Source organism: Pseudarthrobacter sp. efr-133-R2A-89, from assembly GCF_030209315.1.
In the GTDB taxonomy this organism is placed as follows: Bacteria; Actinomycetota; Actinomycetes; order Actinomycetales; family Micrococcaceae; genus Arthrobacter.
The window spans coordinates 446,302-472,326 of sequence record NZ_JARVSE010000002.1; the positions used below are offsets into that span (position 1 = coordinate 446,302).

The following is a 26,025-nucleotide window of genomic DNA, read 5'->3' on the forward strand; positions in this document are numbered from 1 at the left end:
CAAGGAATTATCATGACTGCGACGATGCAACCCAAGAGCGAAGCAGCAGAAGCATCCCGGCGAGGCAAGCGCGCCCCCGGGACGGGCAGGCCTGCCCGTCCCCGGGGCCGCTCCCTGGAATTTGGACACTGGTGGTGGGCGCTCCCCGGGATCGCCCTCGTCATCGCCATCCACTACGTGGCAACCGGTATCGGCGGGTTCTTCGCCTTTACCAACTGGACGGGAATCGGTTCCTTCAAGATCACCGGTTTGAACAACTTCGAGGCAATCTTCAAGGACCCCACCAAGGTTGGCGCCCTCTCCAACACACTGTTCCTCGCGTTCGGATCGGTACTGCTGGGCAACATCGCCGGGCTGATCATTGCGCTGGGACTCAACCGTGTGGTGAAGACGCGCTACATCCTCCGCACTCTGTTCTTCATGCCGGTGGTCCTCAGCCCACTCGCCACCGCCTACATCTGGAAGTACATCTTCGATTTCAACGGTCCCATCAACGTCCTGCTGAAGGCGGTGGGCCTCGGTGAGCTGGCAAAGCCCTGGCTCGCAGACCCCCAGTGGGCCATCTGGACAGTCCTGGTGGTCCTCGTGTGGTCCTCCACCGGCTTCGCCATGGTGATCTTCATGGCCGGACTCACGGGTGTTGCGGTGGAGGTGGAAGAAGCCGCGGCAATCGACGGCGCCAACTTGTGGCAGCGCTTCCGGAACGTCACCCTGCCGGCCATCCGTCCCGCCGTCGCAATCGCCACCACGCTGGGCATTGTCCAGGGCCTCCGGGTCTTCGACCCCATCATGGCGCTTACCGGCGGTGGCCCGGCAGGGGCCACGGAAACGCTGGCCACCCAGGTGTACAAGCAGGCATTCGCGCTGGGCAACTTCGGCGGCGGCGCTGCCCTGGCCCTGGTGCTCGCCTTCATCATCCTGGTCTTCGCCGTGATCCAGCAGCGGCTGACGCGATCGAATCCTGAGGATTAACCCATGTTCCGCTACACGAAATTCACCCTGATCCGCGAAATCGGGCTGTGGGCCCTGGCCCTGGTCTTCCTCGCCCCGTTCTACTTCCTGGTGACCACGGCGCTGAAGCCGGACAGCGAAATGTACACCACCTCCGCCCTGGCGCTTCCCGGCAATCCGGACTTTGGCAACTTCGTCAAGGTCCTCACGGCAACCGGCAATTCCAACGTCATGGCCGGACTGGTCAACAGCGTCATCATCACCACCGGAAGCATCCTCGGGTTGATCGCCCTGGGCTCCATTACCGGCTACGTCATTTCCCGCAGCACGCGCAGATGGAGCAAGGCGGCGTACTACCTCTTCCTGGTAGCCATCATCCTTCCGGGACAGCTCGGCGCAGTGCCGCTGTACATGGGCGCCCGTGGACTGGGGCTCACCGGATCGGCCTGGGGCCTGATCGTCCTGTATACCGGGATGCTGCTGCCACTCTCGATCTTCCTGTACTCAAACTTCTTCCGGGGCCTCGGAACGGACTACGAGGAAGCCGCCACGATCGACGGCGCCAGCAAGACCCAGGTCTTCTCCAAGGTGGTGTTTCCCATGATGGCCCCGGCCACCGGAACGGTCACCATCTTCGCCGGACTGATCGTGTGGAACGATTTCTTCACCTCGCTGATCTTCCTCGGCGGATCAGCCAACCAGACGCTCCCGGTAGCCATGTACTACTTCATCGGGTCGCTGGTCTCGAAGTGGAATTCCATCTTCGCGATCGTCATCGTGTCCATGATTCCCATCCTGGCGTTGTTCCTGTTCGCGCAAAAGCGCTTCATCCAGGGCTTCTCCGGCGGACTCAAAGGCTGACCCGCATGGCCGGCAACCGCGAAGCGTTTGAACGCTTCGTGGAGATCTTCTACACCCAAAAACGGGTGCGGGAAGCCTTCGAGTTCCTTGTTGCCGATGAGTACAAGCAACACAATCCCACCATCCCGGACGGTCCGGAGGCCGCCATCCGGATGCTCACGCCGAAGTTCGACGGTTCACCGGACTCGCGCTTCGAGGTTCAGCGGATCCTCGTTGACGGAGACCTGGCCATGGTGCACGTCCGGGCATCAGGACCCGGGCGTCCCGACGCCGCCGTCGCAGATATCTACCGCTTCGAAGCCGGGCGCATCGTGGAGCACTGGGATGTGCTCCAGCCCGTCCCGGACCACCCGGTGCACGACCACCCCATGTTTTAGCCACCCCTTTCCAAGAATTCCAGGAGACTGCCATGTTCCAGCTCGCACCCAATATCGACCTTTTGTTTTCCGAAGCAGGCGACAGCGCCGCAGACCGCGTACGCGCGGCCGCCGCGGCAGGCTTCGATGCCGTGGAAATGTGGGGTCCCACGGGCAAGGACATCCCGGCTCTCAAGGCGGCACTTGAGGAAACCGGGGTCCAGCTCACCGCCCAGCTGGCCGAGCCACGGATGCAGTTCATGATTCCGCCCAAGAACCACGAGCCCTTCTACGAGGGCCTCGATGCCGGCGTAAAGGTGGCACGGGAACTGGGCTGCCCGCGGATCGTTGTAGGCAGCGGCACCGGCTTCGGCGGCCGCAAGCGGCAGGACCAGCTCGATGAACTCATTGAGATCTTCACCAAGGGCGTTGCCCACATCGAAGGCTCGGGGATCACCCTTGTCCTGGAGCCGGTCAACATCCGGGTGGACCACCCCGGGGCGTTGCTGGACCGGACCTCCGAGGCCGTGTATGTCGCCAGGGGAGTGGACTCGCCCAACTTCGGCGTCCTCTACGACCTGTACCACTCAACAGTGGAAGGGGAGGATGTGGCGGCAGAGCTCGCCAACGCGGGCCGGCTGGTCAAGTACGTCCAGATTGCCGACGCGCCGGGCCGCGGCGAACCGGGGTCGGGTTCCATCGACTGGGCCGCCAGGCTCACCGACCTGCAGGACAGCGGTTACGCCGGCCCCATCGGGCTTGAGTACTACCCCACGATTGAGTCCGCCAAGTCTGTCCGGCGGATCCAGGAACTGGCGGCAGGACGGTGAGCACCAGCCGCTACCCCGCCTCTGTCGATGTAGCCATCGTGGGCAGCGGGCCCACCGCATCCGCGTACGCCCGCATCCTCAGTGAGCGGGCCCCTGGCGCCTGCATCGCCATGTTCGAGGTGGGACCCACCGTCAGTTCTCCGCCGGGCGCCCACGTCAAGAACATCGAGGACCAGGGCCGCCGTGCAGCCGCCCAACGGGCTTCGGAAGGCCCCGGCCCCGGGGCTGAAACGGTCAATTCCCCCGGCGCCGTGAAGAGCGGCGAACGGCGCGCCCGTCCCGGAACGTATCTGCTGCAGGACGGCTACGCCTTCCCGGGCGAGGACGGCATGCCCGTCGCGGCAATGTCCAGCAACGTGGGCGGCATGGCCGCCCACTGGACCGCCGCCTGCCCGCGCCCCGGCGGAAAGGAACGCATCGGGTTCCTGCCGGACTTGGACCAGCTGCTGGACGAAGCCGACCGCCTCCTCGGCGTCACCACTTCTGCCTTTGAGGCGGCACCGTTCTCCGGCCTCGTCCACGATCGGCTCGCGGCCGCCGTCGACGACGGCCGCAGCCCGGGCTTCCGCGTCCAGCCCATGCCCCTCGCCGTGCACCGGCGAGCCGACGGCCGCCTCGTATGGTCCGGATCCGACGTCGTGATGGGTCCTGCCACCCGGGAAAACCAGCGGTTCGACCTGTTCGACGAGTCCCTGGTCCGGCGGGTCCTGGTTGAGGGCGGCCGCGCCGCCGGGGTCGAGGTGGAAGACCGCCGCGGTGGCGGCACGCACCGGATTGCCGCGCGCTACGTGGTGGTGGGTGGTGACGCGCTGCGCACCCCCCAACTGTTGTGGGCTTCCGGGATCCGGCCGGAGGCCTTGGGCCGGTACCTCAATGACCAGGCCCAGGTGGTGTTCGCCACCCGGCTGCGCGGCGTCGGTGCCGAGGAGGGGCAGTCCGGCGCGGACGGAGCCCTCAGCGAGCAGAGCGGGGTGACCTGGGTGCCGTACACGGATGAGATGCCGTTCCATGGCCAGATCATGCAGTTGGATGCTTCACCCATTCCCCTTGCCGACGACGACCCGGTCGTTCCCGGATCGATTGTGGGGCTGGGGCTGTTCTGCGCCAAGGACCTCCAGCGGGACGACAGGGTCGCCTTCGACGACGCCGCCGTGGACAGCTATGGGATGCCTGCCCTGCGCATCCACTACAGCCTGACCGACAAGGACCGGGAGGTGCTTGAACGGGCCAAGGAGGAGATTGTGCGGCTCGGCAGGGCCGTGGGAGAGCCGATCGATGAGCGGCCGTTCGTCCTCCCGCCGGGTGCCTCGCTGCACTACCAGGGCACCACGCGGATGGGGCAGTACGACGACGGCGGAAGCGTGTGTTCCCCGGACAGTGAGGTCTGGCAGGTCCCAGGCCTCTTCGTGGCCGGCAATGGCGTGATTCCCACCGCCACGGCGTGCAACCCCACCCTGACATCGGTGGCGCTCGCGGTCCGAGGCGCAGCAAAAATCGCGGCGGAACTCGCCGACGCTTTACTTATGTCTGATTCAGACAATAGAATGACTAAATAATGAATAAGCGCACGTTGCCGCTATTCCGATGCCGGCAAGGCATGCCGCAGACAAGGAGGTCTCGATGATCGCCGACCGCATAATCGAGCAAGGAACACTTACCAGCCAGGACGGCCGCGCCGCCGTCGAGGTCCGCATTCCCTGGTACCGGGCCCTCCCGGGATCATGCATCGCCGGGGCCGCCCTCACCATTGACGGTGTTGCCGCACCGGAGGAATCGCTGCGCTGGACCATGAACAACCGCACATTCAGCTTCGGGGAGCTCGTGGAACAGACCGGCGAATGGTGGTTCCCGCTGGACTCCGCCGTGCTTTCCGGGGACCTTCCCGTCGATCCTTCCAAGGCTGGGCACGAGGTGCGGGTGGACCTGAAGCTCTACATTCCGTACATCATCACCGACCACGGCGTGCTGCACATCGAAGAGCACGACACCAAGACCATGAAGGTGGCACAACGATGACCAGCCTTGGCACGCCCATCCAGGGCGTCACCCTCTACAGCTTCACCCGCGCCTTCCACGGCCGGCAGTACGATCTCGACGGCCTGATCCGCAAAGTGGCGGCGGAGGGCTTTGGACCCGGGCTCGAAGTCATTGGCTTCTCCACCCTGCGCGGCTTCCCCGACCACGTCGATGACAATTTCGTGGGGCAGTTCCGGGACCTTGTGGCGGAGGTGGACCTGGTGCCCACCTCGCTCGCCGTCAACGTTGACACCGGAATCCGCCGCGACCGGCTCATGAACCACGATGAACTGGTCGAATACATGCGCAAGCAGATCGAAGTGGCAGCAAGGCTCGGCTTCCCGATCGCCCGGGTTCAAATCTCGCTGACACCCGATGCCATGGAGAGCCTCCTTCCCGTCGCAGAAAAGTACAACGTCACACTGGCGCTGGAAGTCCACGCCGACCAGCACGGGGCACACGAACGCGTCCTTGCGCTGCGCGACCGCTACGAGAAGCTCGACTCCCCACTGCTGGGCTTCACCGCAGACTGGGGCGCCACCGTCACCGGCTTCGCCCCTTCGCTGTTGGAGGCATACCGCCGCCGCGGAGCATCCGAGGACCTGCTCCAGCAGGTGGTGGACCTGTGGAACGGTTTCTACGCGGAAGGACCGCCCAACACCCAGAAAGTCCACGGCGAGCGGTTCGGCGCCTTTATCGGCCTGGCCGCACGCAACGGCCGCCCGGACCTGGGCATCGACTTCGCCATCAATGGAACCGGCCTCTTCGGCCCAGCACCGCTGGACACCTGGCTGGAAATCATGCCGTGGGTCCGGCACGTCCACGGAAAGTTCTTCGGCATCGACGAGAACGGCGAAGAGCCGTCCGTGCCGGTGCGCGGCCTGGTCCGCCAGCTGGTGGAGAACGGCTATTCCGGTGCGATTTCCAGCGAATACGAAGGCTGGCACTGGAACAACTGGCAGGACCCGTTCGACATCATCCGCGGCGAGCAGGCCGTCCAGCGCTCCGCCGCTGCCGACGCCGGCTCAGCCATGGTCACCGACGCCGCCGAAGCGCGACGCATCCTCAACAGCCACCTCGCTCAGCCCGTCCGCGGCTGACACCGAAGGGATCACAGAACATGTCAGAAGGAATCGCAGGCTCCGGCATCGAGCTTGGCATCACCCTTTACTCACTCACCTCCGAATTCGCTGCCGGGCTGTACACCCCCGAGACCCTGATCAAGGCCGTCGCCGACGAAGGCCTGGGTCCCGGCGTCGAATTCAACATCGCGCAAATGCTGCGCACCTATCCCGACGTGGATGACGACTTCGTGAAACTGTGGCGCGACAGCATCGACCGCTACGGCCTCACCCCGAGCGCCGTCGGCACGAACCTGGACATGGGCCGGCGCAAGGACCGGGACATGACGCCGGACGAGGAATTCGACTTCTTCGCCAGGCAACTCAAGACCGCCAACACGCTCGGCTTCAACAAGATCGTGATCCGGTCCGCCGGCAAGGAACTGCTGCGACGGCTTCTTCCCCTGGCCGAAAAGTACGACCAGAAGCTGGGCTACGAGATCCACGCCCCCCAGGGCCCCAACGATCCGAAGATCCTGCAGATCCGGGAGATGTACGCCGAGCTGGACAGCGATCGCCTGGGTTTCACCGCTGACTTCAGCTCCACCATGCACAGCCTCTCTCCCACCCTGTTCCGCACGCTGACCCAGATGGGCCTGCCGCAGGAACACTTCGCCGTCATGCAGGACATCTGGCGCAAGCCCCTGCCCATGCAGGAACGCAACCAGGAATTTGAGGACTACCTGCGGGAGAACAACTTCGATCCGGCGCAGCTTGGTCCCTTCACCCGGCTGGCCTTCAACATGCACGGCCTGGTTCCACCGGAGGAATGGCTGGACATCATGCCGCAGATGTTCCACGTCCACGCCAAGTTCTATGACATCGACGAGAACGGCAACGAACCCGCCATGGACATTCCGAGGATTGTGCGCCAGTTCGTCAAGGGCGGCTACCAGGGCTTCCTGTCCAGCGAGTGGGAGGGCCACGCGTTTGCCGACCTCGGCGAATCCGACCCCATCGAGCTCGTCAAGAAGCAGCACGCCCTCATGCGCAAGGCCATCGAAGAATCAGTGGTACCGAACGCATCCGACTCCCACCCGACCTTGGTCGAGACTGCTAAGTAAGGAAAGCCCATGGCAACTCACAATTCGCTGTTCCAGGACGCCGACGTCCGCCGGCACCCGGAAGGCATCTCCGTAGCCGTCCAGCTCCCGTGGTACCGGAGTCTCTGGCTGTCCGCCGTGGACGACGTCGCGGCAACCGTCAACGGCGTGGAGATCTCCAAGGAATCCCTCCGCTTCGAACTGCAGGGCCGTTCCTACTCCATCGCGGAGCTTCCGGAGCAGTGGGACACCCTGTGGTTCGTGGCTGACAAGCCGGACATCATCATCCCGTTGGACCGTGTTCCCGACGCCGGCGAGGAAATCGACGTCGAGGTCATCCTGACCCTCCGCCTCCTCTACATGCAGATCGCTCCAATGCGGTACGTCGGGAACCGGGTGGCCGTGGACCGAAGGGTTGTGCTGGCATGACCACCCTGCGCGTGGCCATGATCGGGTACGGGTTCATGGGCGCCGCGCATTCCCAGGGCTGGCGCACGGCTCCGCGGGTGTTCGACCTTCCCGCCGAGCCGGACATGGCGGTCATTGTCGGCCGGAACGCCCAAGCGGTGAATGAGGCGGCGCGGAAGTGGGGGTGGGCTGAGGCGGCCACCGACTGGCGCGACGTGATCGCGCGGGAAGACATCGACGTCGTCGACATTGTCACCCCAGGCGACTCCCACGCCGAGATCGCCATTGCTGCCCTGGAGGCGGGAAAGCACGTCCTGTGCGAGAAGCCGCTGGCCAACACCGTGGCCGAAGCCGAAGCAATGGCCGAAGCTGCGGAAAGGGCCGCCGCCCGCGGCCTTCGTGCGATGGTGGGGTTCACCTACCGCCGCGTCCCCGCGGCAACCCTCATGCGCAATCTCATTGCCGAAGGTGCGGTGGGAACAGTCCGCCAGGTCCGGGCCTCCTACCGGCAGGACTGGCTGGTTGACCCGGACATGCCGCTCGCGTGGCGCCTGCAGAAGGAACACGCCGGATCCGGTGCGCTGGGCGACATCGGAGCCCACGCCATCGACCTCGCCCAGTTCGTCACCGGCCTCACCCTCCGCACGGTCTCCGGTGTAATCGAGACCATCGTGAAGGAACGGCCGCTGCTCGAATCGGGCGCTGGGCTGTCCGGAACCGCGGGTGCGGGATACGGCAAGGTAACGGTGGATGACATCGCCATTTTCACCGGCCGCTTCGAATCCGGCGCCCTGGCCTCCTTCGAGGCATCCAGGTTCGCGACCGGCAGGAAGAACGCGCTGCAGATCGAGGTTTCCGGGGACAAGGGGGCCCTCGCCTTCGACCTCGAAGACCTCAACAGCGTCCAGTTCTACGACCGGACTGCTTCCCCGGACCGCCAAGGGTTCCGGAAGATCCTGGTCACCGAGCCGGAGCACCCGTACCTGTCCGGGTGGTGGCCCGCCGGCCACATGCTCGGCTACGAGCACGGGTTCTCGCACCAGGTGAAGGACCTGGTGGAGGGCATCGCCAACGGTGCCCACCCGCAACCGACCTTCGCCGACGGGCTGCAGGTGCAGCAGGTACTGGAGGCAGTTGAACGCAGTTCCGACAATGATTCCGCCTGGACACGGGTCGCCGCCGGCGTACCCGCCCCGGCAGTATAGGGAGGAGACATCCGTGGCACGACCGATCACTTTGTTCACCGGCCAGTGGGCCGACCTGCCCTTCGAGGAAGTGGCCCGCCTCGCCGGCGAGTGGGGCTACGACGGCCTGGAGATCGCCTGCTGGGGTGACCACCTGGATCCGTGGCGCTGGGATGACGACGCCTACGTGCAGGGCAAGCTGGACATCCTCGAACGCAACGGCCTGAAGGTGTGGACCATTTCCAACCATCTCAAGGGCCAGGCAGTGTGCGATGACCCGATCGACGAACGGCACCGGGGCATCCTTCCGGACGTGGTGTGGGGCGACGGCGATCCGGAGGGCGTCCGCCGGCGCGCCGCCGAGGAATTGAAGAACACCGCAAGGCTGGCTGCGAAGCTTGGCGTGAAGACGGTGACGGGCTTTACGGGATCGTCCATCTGGAAGTACGTTGCCATGTTCCCGCCGGCCACGGAGAAGATGGTCGACGCCGGCTACCAGGACTTTGCCGACCGGTGGAACCCGATCCTCGACGTCTTTGACGAGGTGGGCGTCCGGTTTGCCCATGAGGTGCACCCGTCCGAGATTGCCTACGACTACTGGACAACCCGGCGCACCCTGGAGGCGATCGGGCAACGGGAAGCCTTCGGGTTGAACTGGGACCCGAGCCACATGGTCTGGCAGGACATTGATCCCGTGGGATTCCTGTGGGACTTCCAGGACCGGATTTACCACGTGCACTGCAAGGACACGAAGAAGCGGCTGGTCAACGGACGCAACGGCAGGCTGTCGTCCCACCTGCCGTGGGCCGACCCGCGCCGCGGCTGGGATTTCATCTCCACCGGCCACGGCGATGTGCCCTGGGAGGACGCGTTCCGGATGCTCAATTCGATCGGCTACCGCGGACCGCTCTCAGTGGAATGGGAGGACGCAGGCATGGACCGGTTGGACGGCGCTCCCGAAGCGCTTGAGTTTGTCCGCAGGCTTTCCGGCTACGAGCCATCTGCGGCCGCCTTCGACGCCGCCTTCAGCACCAAATAGCACCGCCAACACAACGGCCGGCCCGGAAGCTTCCGGTCCGGCCGTTGTGTTGTGTTCCCAGGCTCAACCACCCGTGGAAAGGGCTGCCTCCGCCAGGGCCAGGTGACGCTGCGTCATGTCGGTGGGATCGTCCTGCAGCCACTCGTGGCCGCCCCACTCGCTGGTCAGCGTGCCGGTGAAGCTGCTCCGGCTGAGCAGGCCGGCAAGGTCCCGCAGCGGCTGCGATACCCGCCCCCCGTCGTCGTGCAGGTCCCAGAACTTCAGGTGGAAGGCCCCCACCAGGGGCATGATGCCCTGCAGGTCTCCTGCTTGGCTGCGGCCGAAACGGATCAACAGGTTCATGTAGAGGGTGTGGATCCGCGGCGGCACCTGCCCCGACCGGAGCAGGGCCGTGACGGCGTCGAGGGTGGCGGGATCCAGCCAGTCGTGTTCCAGGCGTGCCAGGAGGTCCGCGGGAATGCCGCCTTGGCGAAGTTCCCCGAGGTAGGTGGGGGGAAGGGCGGGCATGAGCATGCTGATGTCCACGAGCACCCGCACGTGGTCATCCGCCAGTGTGGCGATCGCCTCAAGTGCAGGGTCGACGCCGGGGCTCCCCGGGGCCTGCCGCCCTTGGATTTCCTCGTACAACACCAGGTCCAGCCGGTGCAGCAGGGGTTGGAGCAGGGTGAGCAGTCCTGGCCCCGCCTGCCCGATCGGCAGGCGCACTCCGTGGGCTCCCACCCGATGCGCAGCGTGCAGTTGGGGCACCAGGAAGTCCAGCCGCTCCTTCTGGGACCGTCTGGTGCCGGGGGAGGTGAAGTCGTCCAGGCTCGCCCCGACAATGCTGATGCGGGCCCCTTTCGCTGCCAGGGATTCCCGGAGGGCGTCCACCTCATCGTCCTGCGGAGCGGGAAAGGACCGCCATACGAGCCCCGGTTCGAGCTCCACCGTCCGCACCGAGTCCGCAATGCCGGAAACGATGTCCCTGGCCGTCCGCCGGGCGGCCACGATGTCGGGCGCCCAGTTGAATGAGCTGGCGCAGAGGGTCCAGCCGCCGGGAATTTCGTTAGCCATGGCTCCCTTTCCTTTTATGCACTTAACTGACAAACTTATGTCAGTTTTAGGATAAAGGAAGGATGTTGGATTGGAAACCGCTTTGCGTGACGATGCGCTGACCGCCGTTCCCGCCGGTTTCGAGCTCCGGCTCGGTTTGCCGTGGATCCGTTCGATGCCGCTCTCCAGTGTGGCGGGCCTGGCTGTGGAGGTGGATTCAGTGCCGGTGGCGGCGGGCCTGGTGTCGGTGGTGCTCGGTGCCAGGCGCGTGCCTGCCGATGCCTTGCAGGCTGAATCCGGCTGGTGGTTCATCCAGGACAGGCTTGTCCTGGCGGTCCCGCACGGAATCTCCGCCGGCGTCCACACCATCGCTGTCGATTTCACCCTGATGGTGCCTTACCTCCAGGCCCCATCAGGGTCGGCGCTGGTACTCCCGTTCCACGTTGAGGCCCGGCTGGCTGTACGTCCTGCCGTGGTGCCGGGCATTTCCCGCGACGTGGCGTGAGCGGCGCCGCCGCACGGGAATGCCAGGTCAGGCCGGCACTGCCGTGCGTTCGGGGGATGGCCGGCCTTCGGCAAACCAGCGCGGGAAGGTGACATCGAACAACTGCTCGCGTGCAAGCTCGGCTCCGCCGCGCAGTGGTTCGCGCTCGTCGTTCACGGACAACGTGATGGTGAGGTCGCGGGTGGCGAGGGGCAGTGACAGCTCATACACCCTTTGGCGTACCTCGGCCAGGAACACCTCGCCTGCAGAGGCAATGGCACCGCCGATGACGATGACCCCCGGGTTGAACATGTTGACCAGGGCTGAAATGGTCTCGCCGGCTACATGGGCGGACTTCTGGACCAGCGAGATGGCGAGCGAATCACCGGCCTGTGCCGCCAGCGTGATGTCCTCCAGCGTCAGCGCCCGCTCTTTTGCCCGGCCGGCCAGGGAAGTGGTGGCGCCTTCCTTGATGGCCTGCTCTGCGTCCCGCACCAGGGCCCATCCGCCGGCCACGGCTTCGAGGCATCCGACCTTGCCGCAGCGGCACTGCTCGTTGGAGTCGGAAACCCGGACGTGGCCAATGTCCCCGGCAGCGCCGTTGGCACCACGGTGGATCCGGCCCTTGGACAGCAGGCCGGAGCCGACGCCCGAGCCGATCTTGCAGTAGATCAGGTCCGTGAGCATGTCGCGACGGCGGGCCCGCTCACCAAGGGCCAGCAGGTTGGAGTCGTTATCCACCCATACCGGCGCGTTGAAGCGTTCCTCGAAGGGCGTCCGGACGTCGAAGCCGTTCCACCCGGGCATGATCGGCGGAGCCACGGGCTGTCCGGTGGCGAAGTCCACCGGTCCCGGCAGGCCAACCACGACGCCCCATACCGGCACGGGAGGATGATTCTTGAGCACATCCTCAACAAGGGACATGACGGCATCGATCGTCTTCTCCGGCCCCTGGGCGATGTCCCAGCTGCGGTGTGCGTGGTCAATGATGTCGCCGTCGAGCGCCGTGAAGCCCACCCTGATGTGTGCCGCGCCGAGGGCGCAGATGACAATCCGCCCCTGTTCTGAGCGAAAGCGGAGGGTCCGCGGCGCGCGGCCTCCGGACGAGGCTCCGAAGTCGCCGTCACCCAGGAATCCAATCGCGATGGCCTGGTCCACCCGCTGGCTCACAACGCCCCGGCCCAGCCCGGTAACCTTGCCGATTTCCGGCCGGGTGGTCGCCTCGCCTGTCCGCACCAGGTTGACGATCCGCAGCAGGCTGGTCACTTCGTCCGTTTGTGCTCCGAAACGGAGGGTGGAGTCTGTCGTCATGGCACCAATTCTCACACATTGCACGCGACTAAGGCGCGAAATTAGATCAACTATGGCTAAAAATTCGCTGACTTATGAATAATAGAGACATAAGAAGGAGGCGACGATGCCTTGGAGGATAGGGATACTCGGAGCCGGACCCGGCGTTGCGGCCCTTCATTTGCCGGTGTTGCGCGGGCTCCCGGACCTGTTTGTTGTGGTCCATATCGCCGATGCCGGAAGCGGCCGTTCCCGGGATCTTGCTGAAACGTGTGGTGCGCGCTGGTCCAGCGGGGATCGCGAGCTGCTGGCAGACCCGGAGGTGCAGGTGGTGGCTGTCTGCAGCCCGCCGTCAGAACACGCCCGCCATATCCTGGCGGCAGTGGCGGCCGGCAAGCGGGCCATCTTCTGCGAAAAGCCCCTGGCCACCACCAAGCAAGATGCCAGCCGCGCCATCGATGCCTGCCGCGCGGCAGGCGCCATCCTCCTGGTGGGCACAAACCACGTGTTTGATGCCGCCTGGGACCGCGCCAGGCGCCACCTTGCTGCGCTCGACGGCGGGGTGCGGGCCGTATCGGTCACTTTGGCGCTTCCGCCCAACGACAGGTACCACCGGCTCGTGGCGGAAGGCGGCCCGTTCCAGGCCGCAGCCCACGGCCGCCCGGACCTGGGCGATCCGGCGGTGGCGGCAGGAGTCCTGCGGCAGCTGCTGACCGGGCTGGCCATCCATGACCTGCCTGCGGTCAGGGACATCGCGCCGTGCCTTGACGAGGTCGTCTATGCACGGCTCGCCCCGCCCATCGGCTACCTGGTGGGGTACCGGGCAGGCAGTGTCCTGATCCAACTCGCCCTCACCATGCTTCCGGAAGGCCCCGACGCCTTTTGGCGCATGGCCATCGCCACCTCCCATGACCGGATCGAGGTCACCTTCCCGCCGGCCTTCGTCCATGCGGGAAGCGCCGTCATCAATGTACGCGCGGACGATGGACAGTGGACCGGATACGGGAGGGATCCCGTTGACGGCTATGTGGCTGAGTGGCGCGCCCTGGCATCGCGCCTTGAGGCGGGGGTCCCGGTGGAGTACGACGAACTGCTGGCTGACGCGCACTACGCAATCGACCTGGCTGATGCTGCCGCCGCAAAGATCCTCGAAGCGGGCCGGCAGTGACGCCGCAAGGGCCCCGTGCCGGCGTCTTTACCCGGTTGCCCGCCTACGTGGCGGCCGCGGCCGGGCTTCCCGCCAGTGCCAGGCTGGCGGAGGACGTGTGCGGTGCTGTTGCCGTCATCCCCGGCTCCGGCAACTGGTGGGCCGGGCTGCTGGATGCCCGGGACCAGGGAGCGGCGGCCGTGGTGATCGCGGATCCCGCGGCCCCGCCTCTGGAGGTCTTTGCAGCGGGTGCCTGGTCCGGAGGTATCCCGGTGGTCGTCGACCGCCCCGGCCTCCGCGCCGACATGGTGGCGGACGCGGTCCGGGCGCGGCGCGGGACCCTGCCGAGGGTGGTCACCGTGGAGTGCACCGCCCCCGCCGCCCTCCTGGATGCCGTGATCCGTGACGGCCTCGGCTGGGCCCGGTCCCTGGCAGGTTCCCAGCTGACCTTCCGGGCGGGTATGGCGGCCGGGCAGGGCATCATGGGACTGCTGGATTCGCCGATGGCCGGCGGGGGCCGCCTTTCGTCCACCCTGGTGGGCACCGTCCTCGAAGGACCCGCTGCGGGCGGCTTGCTCCAGGTCCTGGCCTTGGGCGAGGTCAGGACGGAGGTTGCCATTGACCTTGCTGCCGGCCGGGTCAAGCTGGGGACATCGACGGTGGAGGGGGCGCTTAGGGCGCCGGAGCGCTACGAGGCTCCGGCCCGGCTGGCCTTGCGCCGCGCCATCGAAGCCGCCTCGAGCGGCAGGGAGGTGGCTGACCTGGAAGAACTGCTGGAAGACCAACGGCTGGCGCACGACGTGGCGAGCGCGCGGGCCGCCCAGTGACTCCGTCGATTTCGTGCAATCTTTTGTTGTTTTTAGACGTAAGTGGTTGTAGGGTGGGGAGTGGCGCCGGGGTCCCATCCGGACCCGTTCCCCGTCGTGTTGGTGCGCCGGGGGCACACCACGTCGCGTCGACGGTCCGATCGTTCGGACAGACCACTATGCAACTATCACCTGTAAAACTTCGCCTCCTCACCACCTCCCTGCTCACTGTCTCGTTCCTCGGGGCACTGGACCACACAGTGGTCTCCACATCCCTCGCCACCATTTCCGGAGAGCTGGGTGCCCTGCAGCTGATGAGCTGGGTGGTGGTTGGCTACACCCTGGCCAGCACGGTGCTGCTGCCCGTGCTCGGCAGGCTCGGCGATGTCCTCGGCGCCCGGCGGATCTTCCTTGTTTCCCTGGTGATGTTCCTGGCCGCATCCCTGGCCTGCGGTTTTGCCACGGACATTGCGTGGCTCATTGCCGCCCGAGTCCTCCAGGGCATGAGCTCGGCGGGCCTGCAGCTCATGTCGCAGACCATCATCGCCCGCGTCACCACGCAGCGGGAACGGCCCCGCTACATGGCCATCATCGGGGCGGCTTTTCCCATCGCCATCCTGGTGGGCCCGGTGGTGGGCGGTGCCATCACCGATTACTGGGGCTGGCAGTGGGTCTTCTGGATCAACATCCCGGTGGGCGCCGCTGCGTTCGCCCTGGCACTGGTGGCCGTTCCCCACCTGGAACCGGGCCCGGCGCCCCGGCACTTCGACATCGCCGGCTCCGCCGTCTTTACCTCCGCGCTGGTGGCGCTCGTCCTTGCCGCCTCCTGGGCCGCGGAAAGGGACGGCGGTCCTGCGGCCGGGAGCGCGCTCGCGGCCAGCATCGCGGGCTTTATCGCCTTTTTTCTGATCGAGCGGCGGGCACCTGAGCCCATCATTCCGCTGCACTTCTTCGCCAACCGCACCATTGCTGCCGGTACGGCACTCTCGGCGATCATCGGCGTCGGCTTCTTCTCCATCACCGCCTACCTGCCCACCTACTTCCAGATGGCCTACCGGACCTCGGCTACGGTGTCCGGGCTGGTTCCCATCGCCACCGTCTTCGGCATGCTGATCAGCAACCTCCTCACGGGCTGGCTGGCCAGCCGCACCGGGCGTTACCGGATCTTCCCGGTCGGCGGAACGGTGCTGGGAGCCGTGGCCCTGCTAGTGATGGCGCTGCTCCCGGCCGGCCTCCCGCTGTGGGCGCCCATGATCGTGATGGGTGCTGTGGGCCTGGGCACCGGGGCGTTCATGAGCCTCATCGTGGCCGTGGTCCAGGGCGCCGTCCCCGCAGGCCAGACCGGCACCATCACCGCAACCATCAACCTGGTCCGGCAGGTGGGATCAACCGTGGCGACGGCGGTCATCGGCGGCGTCATCGGCTCCGGAGTCGCGGCCCTCCTGCCGGCGGGGCTGGACGCCTCCACCCTCACCCCGCAGCAGGTACACCAAGCGTCACCGGCGGTCCAAGCCGACGTCGCCCAGATCTACTCATCCGTCTTCACACCCATCTTCATCGCCCTTGCCTGCGCCTACGCCCTGGGCATCCTGGCGGCAGTCCTGCTCCCGCACGGCCGCCTGTCCGACGAACCCGTCCCCGCCCACGCATCTTCCGAAACCCTCCCGGCCTGATCTCAAAGGAGACATCATGTCCAACCCCACCATTGCCGTCGTCGGCAGCGGACCCATCGGTTCCACCTACGCCCGCCTGCTGCTGGAGCAAGTCCCCACCGCCCGGGTGGTGATGTTCGAAGCCGGGCCGCAACTGACAGCCGTTCCCGGCGAGAGCGTCCGGAACATCCCGGACCCGGCCGAGAAAGCACACGCCCGGGAAATGTCGCAGGGGCCTCAGGCCGGGGCGTTCCGGGAGTCCCTCGGCATCCCGGCAGCAACAGTCACCGAGGGCATGTTCACCGCGCGCCAGGGCACGCACCTCCTGGACTTCGGTGGAGAAGGGTCAGCGCACGCCCCCTCGTTCCCGGCGGCGGCTGCCGCCACCAACGTTGGCGGCCAGGGCGCGCACTGGACCTGCGCGACGCCGTCGCCCGCCTTCAGCGAAAAGATCCCCTTCATCGCCGACGACGAGTGGGACGGCCTGATTGAAGTGGCCAAGGGCCTCCTGCACGTCCACAGTGCAGCCTTCGCGGACTCCAAGGTCGGCGAAGCCATCCGCTCCCTCCTGGACGAAGAGTTCGGCGCGGAGCTGCCCGACGGCTACGGGGTGGGCACCCTTCCGGTGGCCGGTGACCCGCAACCCGACGGGTCCGTGCGCTGGGCGGGGGCCGACGTCGTCCTCGGGCCGTTGATCGACCCCGGCAACGCGCTCTCACAGCGGTTCGAACTCCGCGACCTCACCCTGGTCCGCCGGGTTGAACTCGATGGAAACCGGGCCACCGGGGTCACCGTGCAGGATCTCCGCAGGGGTACGGAGTCCTTTGTTCCGGCGGACGTGGTGGTGGTAGCGGCCGATGCCTTCCGCTCGCCGCAGCTCCTGTGGGCCTCGGGCATCCGCCCCCAAGCGCTGGGCCACTACCTGACCGAACACCCGGTGGTGATCTCCACCGTGGCTCTTGACGCCGACAAGATGCTCCGTTTTGCCGCCGAGGGTGACCTTGACGCGGAACTGGCCCGGCGCGCCCAGAATCCCGCCGACCCCGTGGCCGCAGTCAACCGCATCCCCTTCTCCGAACCCGAACACCCCTTCTCCGTGCAGGTCATGTACTCGGAGTCCACCCCGTTCCCAATGGAACCGGGCACCCCGTACTCGGACAACCGGTGGGGCTACGTGAACATGGGCTACGGCATGCGCAAGCATCCCCGCTACGAGGACGCCGTCAGCTTCGACGACCATGAGCCCGACTACCGCGGTTTCCCCAACATGACCATCGAGTACGCACTAACCGAACGCGAGGAGGCGGAAATTGCCCAGGCCACCGACCGGCTGCGGCGTGCTGGCAAGGCCTTGGGCGTCTTTGTGGCCGAACCCAGGCTGATGCCCAACGGCTCCAGCCTGCACTACCAGGGCACCATGCGCATGGGAGCGGCCGACGACGGCAGCTCCGTTGCCGATCCATGGTCCCGGGTGTGGGGCTACGAGAACCTGGTGGTGGGCGGGAACGCGCTCATACCGACGGCCACGGCCATGAACCCCACGCTGATGAGCGTGGCCATCGCCGTCCGCGGTGCCCGGCGGGTCGCCCAAGAACTGGGATCCTGAAGCGCCGGCGGTCCGGCGGCGGTTCCGGGCGTCCGGGCGCGGCTAACCTGTGGGTATGAAGAACCTGGACCTGAACCTGCTGCCCCACCTGCAGGTCCTGCTGGAGCTGAGGAACATCACCCGGGCTGCTGAGCGCCTCCAGCTCAGCCAACCTGCCACCAGCGCCGCAATGGCAAGGCTTCGGCGCCATTTCGACGACGAACTCCTGGTCCGCAATGGCCGCACCTACGACCTGACGCCCTTCGCCCAGTCCCTGGTCCCGCTGGTTGATGAAGCCATGCTCCACATCCAGCGGGCCACGCGCGTTCGCTCCGGGTTCGATCCTGCGTCCAGCGAGCGGGAGTTCGTGATTGCCGCCTCCGACTATGCGGCGGCGCTGATCGTGGGCCCGCTCCGGGGCATCCTGCGGGAGGAGGCGCCCGGGGTCTCCGTGGATTTCGTTCCCACGTCAAAGTCCGGGATCCAGGGCCAGATGGCTGACTACTCCAAGATCGACCTGCTCGTCGGGCCCACCGGGTACCAGATGCAGGGGGCCAGCCGGCAACTCTTCAGGGACAGCTTCATGGCCGTTGCCGACGCTGGCAACCCCCTGCTCCAGCAGCCCCGCCTTACCCTTGCCGACCTGGCCAAGGTGCCCCACGCCGTCGGCTACTTCGGGGAGGGCATCAGCACTCCCGCGGACAAGCTGTTCGAATCGCGCGGCATCCAGCGCCGGGTGGCCGCCGTGGTGGGCGGGTTCCTGTCGCTGCCCCTGCTGGTGGAGGGAACGGACCTGGTGGCCCTGGTGCCCGGGATGCTGGCGGCCCGGGCCCAGCGCGGCGCCAACATTGCGGTGCTGCAGTTCGACGACGACGCAGAAGCGTCCCTGGTGGAGGCCATGTACTGGCACCCCTCGCAGGCGGAGGACCCTGCCGGTGTCTGGCTGCGTTCGGTGGTGCAGCGCTCCTGCGCCCGGCTGCACGAACTCTTTCCCGCCGCCGCCCACCCCCTGACCATCAACGAGGCGGATACCATCTAGACCCAAGACGGCGTTCTGCGCTGGGCCGGTTCCTGCGAAAGTCGAAGAAACATGCTTTCGGAAGGAACTCCATGCCCGTTTCCAGCCAGCGCCTGGCCGGCAAGACCGCCGTCATCACCGGAACGGCCAGCGGCCAGGGCAGGGCCGCGGCGCTCGCGTTCGCTGCGGCGGGTGCCGTGGTGGTGGGCTGCGACATGGACGACGAAGGCGCGGCAGCCACGGTCGCGGCGGTCACCGCGGCCGGGGGCCGGATGGGCAGCAGCCGGGTGGACCTGACGGACGAGGCCGCCGTGGCCGCCTGGGCCCGGGAGGTCGCGGAAGCCCACGGGCAGGTCCATATCCTCTATGCCAATGCGGCCGTCACGCGCTTCGCGCCGGTGGAGCGGCTCACGTTCGCCGACTGGAAGTGGAACGTGGAGCACGAGATGGACGTGGTGTTCCTGCCCGTGAAGTACTTCTGGCCGCAGCTGATCGCCGCGCGGAACGCCGCCATCGTTTTGGTGGGTTCCACCGCCGGGGTGACGGGCTCCATGACCAATGGCCGGTTGGCGCACACCGCCACCAAGGGAGCCGTGGTGGCCATGACCAAACAGCTGGCGGCCGAAGGGGCGCCGCACGGGCTGCGTGTCAATGCCGTCAGCCCAGGCATGATCCGCACCGCCGCCACCGAGGGCAACCTCCTCGCTCCCGACCACCCCATGCGGACCATCGCCGGCAGCATTCCCCTGGGCAGGATTGGCGCGCCGGAGGAAGTGGCCGCCTGCGCGCTGTTCCTGGCGTCCGACGAGGCGTCCTATGTGACGGGAGCGAACCTGATGGTGGACGGCGGCTGGTCGGCTGTGCTGCCGGGCTGACAGATGGGCTGCAGGGGCACGGCATGACCGTGGCGAAGGTGGGGTGCCAGTTGGGCGGCACCGCAGCGGGGCTGCAGCCCCGCTGCGCGGTAGACGTCGTCGACGAGGGCCATCGTGGCCGTGGCGTGCGCTGCCGTGAGGGGTGACGGGCCATCGCTGGCGAGCACGTCCACGAGGTGCTCAAGCTGGGCGACGTAACTCGATTCACCCTCCATGGCCTTTTCGTCGATGAGCAGGTTCTCGCCGGCAGTGACGCGCAGTGTGGCTCCCCACTGCGGAACGATGACGCTTGTCGCGTGCAGGGTTGCTGCGGAGCCGACGATGGTCAGCGACATTTGACCTTTGTCATCGCCCAGGAACGAGGCCCGGACCCGTGCTCTGATGCCCGTATCGAACGCCAGCACGAAATCGGTCTGCATATCGACGCGGGGATCGCCGTCGTACAGCCGGGCCGACGACGATACGACGTGCGCCTCACCCCACGCCGCCCGCAGGAGGTCGATGGCGTAGCAGCCGACGTCCATCACGGCCCCGCCGCCCAGGTCGCCGTTCAGCCTGATGTTGCCGGGCTTCACCACAAAATGGGGGATGCTGAAGTCGATCGAGGCGTCGTCGATGTCGCCGAGCACACCCGATCCGATCACGTCGAGCAGCCGCTGGGTGAACGGGTGAAGTCGGTAATGGAATCCGACGAACGCCGAGCGACCGGTGGTCTCGGCAGCGTCGGCAATGGCCCGCGCGTCGGTTCCGTTGGCGGAGAGCGGCTTTTCGCAAAGAATGTGTTTGCCTGCGCGCAGCGCGGCAACCGCCCACTCCGCATGGGCCGTCGGCGGGAGTGCCACATATACGAGGTCGACGTCGGGATTCGCCATCACGCTGGCGTAGTCACCGGCCGCCTCAATCCCGAACCGGTCGGCAAAGGCCCGGGCGCGCTCAGGGTCGCGGGAGCCGACCGCGATGACCTGCACACTGTCGACGAGGGTGGAGGGTTCCACCATGGCCCGTTCGGCGATGCCGCCGGTTCCAAAGATGCCGACCCTCAACGGTTGACCTGTCATTCTCAGTTCTCCTTTAGGGGGAGGCCACGGGGGCTGGCTGGATGCTGCGGTTCCGCGGCCGGGTCCGGGCCGGAACCCGGGTCACGGCCTCGCGGCGGTCACCCACCCTGTTCTCGATGCTGCCGATGCCTTCCACGGTCATCCGGACCACGTCGCCGGTTTTCAGCGGCGGGGGAGTCTGTGCCCCGTTCCGGCCCCAGAGCTCGGCCAGGCAGCCGCTGCCGCAGGTGCCGGAGCCCAGCACGTCCCCGGGCCGCACCACGGAATCCTGCGACGCATAGGCCACCAGCTCGGCGAACGGCCAGCCCATGTTGGAGAGCAGGTCCTGCCCGATCAGATGCCCGTTGACTTCGACGGACATCGAGATCGGCAGGAAGCCCTCGGCGTCGTGCAGGGCCTCGAATTCGTCGGCGGTGACAATCCAGGGCCCCAGCGTGTTGGCGAAGTCCTTGCCTTTGCACGGACCCAGGCTGACTTTCATCTCCCGGCGCTGGAGGTCCCGGGCGGACCAGTCGTTGAGTACGGTGTAGCCAAAGATGTGCCGGTGGGCTTGCTCGGCGTCCAGGTTCCGTCCGTCGCTCCCGGGGACGCGCCCGACGACGGCGGCAACCTCCGTTTCGAAGTCCAGGTCCGTGCAGCCTGCGGGAATCCCAATCACCTCGCCCGTACCGGTGACGGTGTGCGGGTTGGTGAAGTAGAACGTGGGTGCCTCGTACCATTCGGCCACTACGCCGGCCACGCCGTCGATGCTTTTCCGCACTCCCTCCACGTGCTCTTCAAACGCCACGAAGTCCCGGATGGTGGCCGGTTCCAGCGGGGCCAGCAGCCGCACCTCCGCCAGCGGTACGGGTGCGGCGGATGCGGTGACTTTCCGGGCAAGGTCGAGTGTCTCCTGCAGGCCGGCATCGAGCAGTGTCTGTACGGACTGGCCTGCGGGCAGCGCGTAGCAGTGTTCGCCGTCCACGAAGCCGGACCGCGTCCCGCCGTCGTGGTTCCAACGGGCAATCTTGACCATGTGGGGTTTCCTTATGCGTTGGGGCGGGTGGCCAGGGCGGCTGCCGCGGTGATGCCCAGGGCCCGTGCGTTGCCGCCCAAGACCCGGGACTCGTCGTCGGCCGGGAGTGCGGCGGCTTCCACTTCGTCCACCGGAAGGTCGGACCCCATGTCGAACGGGTAGTCCGAGCCGAGCAGCACCTGCTCCGGCCCGGCGGCGGCAACAAGGGCCCGCAGTTCAGCCGGGCTGTGGACGAGTGAGTCGAAGTACAGTTTCCGCAGGTAGGACGACGGCGGCGCGGCGCACCCATGAGCCTCCGGACGCACTTTCCAGGCACGGTCCGACCGGCCCAGCGTGGTGGGCAGGTAGCCGCCGCCGTGGGCGGCCAGGACCTTCAAGGCGGGGTGCCGGTCCAGGACACCGCTGAAAATCAGGTGGGACAGGGCTACCGCGTTCTCGGCCGGCTGGGACACGGTGTTGGCCAGGTAGAAGCGGTCCAGCCGCTCATCGAGCGAGCAGCCGAACGGGTGCAGGAACACCACGGCGCCCAGCTCTTCGGCGCGGGTCCAGAACGGTTCCAGCCGGGGGTCCGAGAGTTCAACGGTGCTCCGTTCCGGGTCCCCGGGAGTGGCGGCGAAGGACCCGATTTCGACGCCCAGCAGGCCGCACTCCAGGACGGCGTGTTCCAAGGCATCCGCCATCAGGCCCGGGTGCTGGAGCGGGACCAGGCCCAGCCCGTTGAGCCGGGCGGGCGCGCGGTCCACGAACGCCCGCACCGCCTGGTTGGCCTCCTGTGCCACGTCCAGGGCGAGCTGTTCGCCCGCAAAGTAGTAGAAGTGCGACGGCGACGGCGAGACCAGCTGCACGTCCACGCCCTGGGCGTCCATGTCCGCCAGCCGACGGTCCAGGTCCGTCAGCTGCGGCCAGCGTTCCTTGATCATCCGGCCCGAGGCGGCCATGGATTCGGGTCCGTTGCGGCGCACCTCCAGGGCCTGCTGGGCGCCGAAGCCCTCCGGATCGGCCTCGGCCACCAGCTGCTGGAGGGCCGGCAGCAGGATGTGGGCGTGCACATCCACCGTGGGGTTCGGGCCGGGACGGGTGCTCATGCCGGCTCCTTCAACATGACGGACAGACCGTGCATCAGGCCGGGCACATCGGCGTCGCGGACGCCGTCGAGCATCCACTGGCCCAGCTGGGCCGAGGCGTTCACCACTGCCGTGGCGCGGTCCAGCCGGCGGTCGCTGAACTCCTTGAACAGAGTCTCGGTGACGTCGTCGGCCTTGATCAGCAGCTCGGCCAGGACGGCGGCGTCCTCCAGGGCCATGGCGGCACCCTGTGCCACCGTTGGGGGGCAGCTGTGCGCGGCGTCGCCGATGATCACCGTGCGGCCGCGGTTCCAGGGTCCGTTCACCAGATGGGTGGTGAACCACGTGTAGTTGATGCGGGCACTGTGGTCCAGGTTGGCGCGGATCTCGTTCCACGGCCCGCCATAGGCTGCTGCGAGTTCGGCCATGATGCGGGGGCCGTCCTCGTGCTTGCGTTCCTGGGCCTTCTCCACCAGGTAGGCGTAGATGGTGTCCGGGCCGGTGGGGCAGTAGCCGGCAATGAAGCAGGGGCCGCCGTAGGTGAGGTCGGTCCGGACCACCTCCGCCGGCCGTTCCACGAACGCCCGCCAGATGCCCATGCCGGTTGGATGGGGTTCCACGTCGATGCCAATGGCCTTGCGGACGGCCGAGTGCAGGCCGTCGGCGCCGATCAGGAGGTCGTAAGTGGCCGTGCCGCCGTCGGTGGTGCCCACGGTGACCGAACCGTCGTCGTCCGTGATGCTGGTGACCGTCCGGCCGTAGCTGATCCGGGCACCCGCCTGTTCCGCACGTTCACGGAGGATGGCTGTAAGGTCCGGCCGGTACATGCCCATGGTGGCCGGGAGGTCGTCGCCGCCGGTGCGGATGTCCTCCAGGACGGCGAGCACCGTGCCGGCCGGGTCCGGGGCCCGCAGGCCGAGCGTGCTGAAGGCGTAGCCCTTGGCCTCCACCTGGTCCCAGACGCCGAGCTGGCGGAGGACGCGCAAGGCGTTCCCCTGCAGCGTGATGCCGGACCCAAGGGTCTGCGGGGCGTCTGCCTTCTCGAGGACTTCCACCCGGATTCCGGCGTCGGCCAGGAGGATGGCGGCGGCCAGCCCCGCGGCTCCCGCCCCCACGATTCCGACGTTCTGTACTGCTGCCATCGCTGACTCCTTTGTATTGACGGCGTTACTGCTGGTGGTTTGTTGTAGTGAAAGCTACCGGACGGCGATCGGGTTGACCGGTGATCCCACGGCACCGGTGATGGGGAGGGGAGCGGCCGTCAGCAGGAAGTCGTACCTGCCGTCCGCCGCGCACGCCTCGGCCAGGGCGTCCGGATCCCACATCTCGCCGAGGAACAGGCCAAGGTTGGGGATGGCGATCTGGTGGAGGGGCTGGAAGGCGCCGTCGAACTCGTTGGGCCGGACTTCGAAACCCCAGGTGTCGGTGGCGATGCCGGCGATCTCGCTGCGGTGCAGCCACGGCGCGGTGGTGAAGGACAGCCCGGGGGCGGAACCGCCGGCATAGTCGCCCCAGCCGTCGCGGCGCACCCGGGTGTATTGCCCGGTGCGGATCACCACGATGTCGCCGCGCCGCACCTCGGAGCTGGGCCCCTGGAGTTCAATGGTCCGCTCGAGGTGCTCGGGGGTGATGGCGAAACCGTCCGGCAGTTCGCCGTCGTTCCGTCCCAGGTCGGGACCAAGCGCCCGGCCGACGTCGAGCAGGACGCCCCGGGTGACGATCTTCGCCGCGGCTGTTTCGATGCCGGTGACCAGGTCGCCTTCGGAGGTGACGACGTCGCCGGCGGCCCGGCCGTTCCAGGCGTTGCCCTGGTCGAAGATGTGGCCCAGGCCGTCCCACTGCGTGGAGCATTGCAGGGGCATGGCGATCACGTCGTCAGCGCCGCCGAAGCCGTGCGGGAAGCCTTGGTTGCCGCGTTCGGCGTCAACGCCCGTGTCAGTCATGGTGTGGACCGGGTTGGTGCGGCGGCGCCAGCCTTTTTGCGGGCCGTTGGTATCGAACGGTTGGGAGAGGGAGAACGCCTCCCCGGTGCTGACCAGCGCGGCGGCCTCGATCCGCTTGGCGGCGTCGATGAAGTTCAGGGTGCCCAGGACGTCGTCCTGGCCCCAACGGCCCCAGTTGCTGTGTTCCCGGGCCATGGCGCGGATGCTGCCGAGCGGATCCTCACGCCGGATAACCGGGGAATCAATGGATTCCCCGGCGCCGGTTGCTGTGTCCTGGGTGGTCACGGCTTGCTGCTTTCGGTTGGAGTTTCGTCCTTGCAGTGGATGAGCTGGGTGCCCAGCCCGGTGATGGTGCCTTCCATGACGTCGCCGTTCTGGAGCAGCCGTCCCCAGTGCTGGCCGTTGCCGGCCGGGCTGCCGGTGAGGACAAGGTCGCCGGGGCGCAGCGGCATGATCTGCGAGGCTTCGCTGACCAGTTTGGCAACGCCGAAGATCATGTCCTGCGTGGATTCGTCCTGCATGGCCTTGCCGTTGAGCTTCAGGGTCACCTGGACGTCCTGCGGGTCGCCGAAGAATTTGGCGGGCACCAGCAGCGGTCCCGTGGGCAGGAAGCCGGGGGCGTTCTTGGCGCGGTACCAGTCCGAACCGATGGCGGGCATGTCCTTGCGGAAGACGTACTCGCGGGTGGTGATGTCGTTGACCATGGTGTACCCGAAGACGTGCTCCAGGGCTTCTTCGGGGGTGACCCGGAACGCCGTCTTCCCGATCACCGCGGCCAGTTCCAGCTCCCAGTCGTGGGACTTGCTGTAGGCGGGCAGGGTGAGGTCGTCCGTGGCGGACGCGACCGCCGTCGGAAGCCCGATGAAGAAGTACGGCGTGCCCTGCCCCGCGCGCTTGTCCATCATCGCGGCAGTCTTGGCGCGCACCTCTTCCGCGTCTTCGCCCGGCTCGCGGTGCGCCACGGCCAGGTCGACCACGTGCTTGCGGTAGTTGGCGCCGGTCTGCAGGATCTGGGCCGGCTCCACCGGGGCAAGGATTTCGACGTCGGCCATCGCCAGGCCGGTGTCCTTTCCCGCAGAGGCAGCCAGGGCATCCAGCTGGCCTTCCGTGGTGTCCCAGTGCTCGATCAGGGAGTTGATGTCCCCGTCCAGGGGCAGGACCCTGTCATCAACCAGCAGGCCCGCGCGGGCCTTGCTGCCGCCAGGCTCCTGGAACCGGATGAGTGCGTAAGGTGCTTCGGCCATGGT

General features: G+C 67.1%; 26 protein-coding genes. 18 read left to right on the top strand and 8 right to left on the bottom strand.

What is annotated here, in order from left to right:
- Positions 1 to 12 precede the first annotated feature (12 nt).
- The 11 genes from QRM95_RS04775 (at position 13) to QRM95_RS04825 (ending at position 9,809) form a co-directional block, all read left to right on the top strand.
- A complete protein-coding gene (locus QRM95_RS04775) occupies positions 13 to 972 on the top strand; it encodes a carbohydrate ABC transporter permease (protein ID WP_285246676.1) in 960 nt (319 codons plus the stop codon).
- Between the two features lie 3 nt (positions 973 to 975).
- Positions 976 to 1,812 (top strand): carbohydrate ABC transporter permease, encoded by an 837-nt coding sequence (locus tag QRM95_RS04780; protein ID WP_285246677.1) that lies wholly within the window; start codon positions 976 to 978, stop codon positions 1,810 to 1,812.
- Between the two features lie 5 nt (positions 1,813 to 1,817).
- Positions 1,818 to 2,189, top strand: coding sequence for a nuclear transport factor 2 family protein (locus tag QRM95_RS04785; protein ID WP_285246678.1), 372 nt, complete (start codon positions 1,818 to 1,820; stop codon positions 2,187 to 2,189).
- 32 nt (positions 2,190 to 2,221) lie between these two features.
- Positions 2,222 to 2,998, top strand: coding sequence for a TIM barrel protein (locus QRM95_RS04790; RefSeq protein ID WP_285246679.1), 777 nt, complete (start codon positions 2,222 to 2,224; stop codon positions 2,996 to 2,998).
- The gene (gene carA / locus QRM95_RS04795) at positions 2,995 to 4,554 is read left to right on the top strand and encodes a c-glycoside 3-oxidase CarA (RefSeq protein WP_285246680.1); all 1,560 of its coding nucleotides are present in this window, start codon (positions 2,995 to 2,997) and stop codon (positions 4,552 to 4,554) included. Before QRM95_RS04790 ends, carA begins: the two co-directional genes overlap by 4 nt.
- A gap of 64 nt (positions 4,555 to 4,618) precedes the next feature.
- Positions 4,619 to 5,014: a C-glycoside deglycosidase beta subunit domain-containing protein gene (locus QRM95_RS04800; RefSeq protein WP_285246681.1), complete on the top strand. Its 396-nt coding sequence runs from the start codon at positions 4,619 to 4,621 to the stop codon at positions 5,012 to 5,014.
- Entirely contained in the window at positions 5,011 to 6,114 is a 1,104-nt protein-coding gene (locus QRM95_RS04805) for a sugar phosphate isomerase/epimerase family protein (protein ID WP_285246682.1), read from the top strand. The genes QRM95_RS04800 and QRM95_RS04805 overlap by 4 nt, the downstream gene beginning before the upstream one ends.
- Positions 6,115 to 6,134: 20 nt before the next feature.
- Positions 6,135 to 7,199, top strand: coding sequence for a sugar phosphate isomerase/epimerase family protein (locus QRM95_RS04810; RefSeq protein ID WP_285246683.1), 1,065 nt, complete (start codon positions 6,135 to 6,137; stop codon positions 7,197 to 7,199).
- 9 nt (positions 7,200 to 7,208) lie between these two features.
- Positions 7,209 to 7,607 (top strand): C-glycoside deglycosidase beta subunit domain-containing protein, encoded by a 399-nt coding sequence (locus QRM95_RS04815; RefSeq protein WP_285246684.1) that lies wholly within the window; start codon positions 7,209 to 7,211, stop codon positions 7,605 to 7,607.
- Positions 7,604 to 8,791 carry a Gfo/Idh/MocA family protein gene (locus QRM95_RS04820; RefSeq protein ID WP_285246685.1) on the top strand — a complete coding sequence of 396 codons (1,188 nt, stop codon included), beginning with the start codon at positions 7,604 to 7,606 and terminating at the stop codon, positions 8,789 to 8,791. The genes QRM95_RS04815 and QRM95_RS04820 overlap by 4 nt, the downstream gene beginning before the upstream one ends.
- A gap of 13 nt (positions 8,792 to 8,804) precedes the next feature.
- Positions 8,805 to 9,809, top strand: a complete 1,005-nt coding sequence (locus QRM95_RS04825; protein ID WP_285246686.1) for a sugar phosphate isomerase/epimerase family protein — start codon at positions 8,805 to 8,807, stop codon at positions 9,807 to 9,809.
- Between the two features lie 63 nt (positions 9,810 to 9,872).
- Here the strand turns inward: QRM95_RS04825 and QRM95_RS04830 are convergent, their stop codons facing one another.
- Positions 9,873 to 10,862, bottom strand: a complete 990-nt coding sequence (locus QRM95_RS04830) for a restriction endonuclease subunit R (protein WP_285246687.1) — start codon at positions 10,860 to 10,862, stop codon at positions 9,873 to 9,875.
- Between the two features lie 70 nt (positions 10,863 to 10,932).
- Here QRM95_RS04830 and QRM95_RS04835 point away from each other — a divergent pair, with 70 nt between their 5' ends.
- On the top strand, positions 10,933 to 11,346 hold the full coding sequence (locus QRM95_RS04835; protein WP_285246688.1) for a C-glycoside deglycosidase beta subunit domain-containing protein: 414 nt from the start codon (positions 10,933 to 10,935) through the stop codon (positions 11,344 to 11,346).
- 27 nt (positions 11,347 to 11,373) lie between these two features.
- On the opposite strand, the gene QRM95_RS04840 is transcribed toward QRM95_RS04835, so the two are convergent.
- Positions 11,374 to 12,636 carry an ROK family protein gene (locus QRM95_RS04840; RefSeq protein ID WP_285246689.1) on the bottom strand — a complete coding sequence of 421 codons (1,263 nt, stop codon included), beginning with the start codon at positions 12,634 to 12,636 and terminating at the stop codon, positions 11,374 to 11,376.
- A gap of 106 nt (positions 12,637 to 12,742) precedes the next feature.
- Here QRM95_RS04840 and QRM95_RS04845 point away from each other — a divergent pair, with 106 nt between their 5' ends.
- The 6 genes from QRM95_RS04845 to QRM95_RS04870 all read left to right on the top strand — a co-directional run bounded on the left by QRM95_RS04845 (position 12,743) and on the right by QRM95_RS04870 (position 19,698).
- Positions 12,743 to 13,783: a Gfo/Idh/MocA family protein gene (locus QRM95_RS04845; RefSeq protein WP_285246690.1), complete on the top strand. Its 1,041-nt coding sequence runs from the start codon at positions 12,743 to 12,745 to the stop codon at positions 13,781 to 13,783.
- Positions 13,780 to 14,589 carry a hypothetical protein gene (locus QRM95_RS04850; RefSeq protein ID WP_285246691.1) on the top strand — a complete coding sequence of 270 codons (810 nt, stop codon included), beginning with the start codon at positions 13,780 to 13,782 and terminating at the stop codon, positions 14,587 to 14,589. The genes QRM95_RS04845 and QRM95_RS04850 overlap by 4 nt, the downstream gene beginning before the upstream one ends.
- Before the next feature lie 158 nt (positions 14,590 to 14,747).
- Positions 14,748 to 16,241 carry an MFS transporter gene (locus QRM95_RS04855; protein WP_285246692.1) on the top strand — a complete coding sequence of 498 codons (1,494 nt, stop codon included), beginning with the start codon at positions 14,748 to 14,750 and terminating at the stop codon, positions 16,239 to 16,241.
- Between the two features lie 16 nt (positions 16,242 to 16,257).
- Positions 16,258 to 17,826: a GMC oxidoreductase gene (locus QRM95_RS04860; protein WP_285246693.1), complete on the top strand. Its 1,569-nt coding sequence runs from the start codon at positions 16,258 to 16,260 to the stop codon at positions 17,824 to 17,826.
- A gap of 55 nt (positions 17,827 to 17,881) precedes the next feature.
- Positions 17,882 to 18,844, top strand: coding sequence for a LysR family transcriptional regulator (locus QRM95_RS04865; protein ID WP_285246694.1), 963 nt, complete (start codon positions 17,882 to 17,884; stop codon positions 18,842 to 18,844).
- Between the two features lie 71 nt (positions 18,845 to 18,915).
- Positions 18,916 to 19,698, top strand: coding sequence for an SDR family NAD(P)-dependent oxidoreductase (locus QRM95_RS04870; RefSeq protein ID WP_285246695.1), 783 nt, complete (start codon positions 18,916 to 18,918; stop codon positions 19,696 to 19,698).
- Here the strand turns inward: QRM95_RS04870 and QRM95_RS04875 are convergent.
- The 6 genes from QRM95_RS04875 to QRM95_RS04900 are packed head-to-tail and all read right to left on the bottom strand — an operon-like array spanning position 19,638 to position 26,022.
- Positions 19,638 to 20,756 carry a Gfo/Idh/MocA family protein gene (locus QRM95_RS04875; protein ID WP_285246696.1) on the bottom strand — a complete coding sequence of 373 codons (1,119 nt, stop codon included), beginning with the start codon at positions 20,754 to 20,756 and terminating at the stop codon, positions 19,638 to 19,640. The two genes, QRM95_RS04870 and QRM95_RS04875, sit on opposite strands and share 61 nt — an antisense overlap.
- Positions 20,757 to 20,769: 13 nt before the next feature.
- The gene (locus tag QRM95_RS04880; protein ID WP_285246697.1) at positions 20,770 to 21,771 is read right to left on the bottom strand and encodes a fumarylacetoacetate hydrolase family protein; all 1,002 of its coding nucleotides are present in this window, start codon (positions 21,769 to 21,771) and stop codon (positions 20,770 to 20,772) included.
- Between the two features lie 11 nt (positions 21,772 to 21,782).
- Positions 21,783 to 22,856 carry an amidohydrolase family protein gene (locus tag QRM95_RS04885; RefSeq protein ID WP_285246698.1) on the bottom strand — a complete coding sequence of 358 codons (1,074 nt, stop codon included), beginning with the start codon at positions 22,854 to 22,856 and terminating at the stop codon, positions 21,783 to 21,785.
- Positions 22,853 to 23,977, bottom strand: a complete 1,125-nt coding sequence (locus QRM95_RS04890) for an FAD-dependent oxidoreductase (protein ID WP_285246699.1) — start codon at positions 23,975 to 23,977, stop codon at positions 22,853 to 22,855. The genes QRM95_RS04885 and QRM95_RS04890 overlap by 4 nt, the downstream gene beginning before the upstream one ends.
- 54 nt (positions 23,978 to 24,031) lie before the next feature.
- A complete protein-coding gene (locus tag QRM95_RS04895) occupies positions 24,032 to 25,063 on the bottom strand; it encodes a cyclase family protein (protein ID WP_285246700.1) in 1,032 nt (343 codons plus the stop codon).
- Positions 25,060 to 26,022: a fumarylacetoacetate hydrolase family protein gene (locus QRM95_RS04900; protein ID WP_285246701.1), complete on the bottom strand. Its 963-nt coding sequence runs from the start codon at positions 26,020 to 26,022 to the stop codon at positions 25,060 to 25,062. Before QRM95_RS04900 ends, QRM95_RS04895 begins: the two co-directional genes overlap by 4 nt.
- Between the last annotated feature and the right edge of the window lie 3 nt (positions 26,023 to 26,025).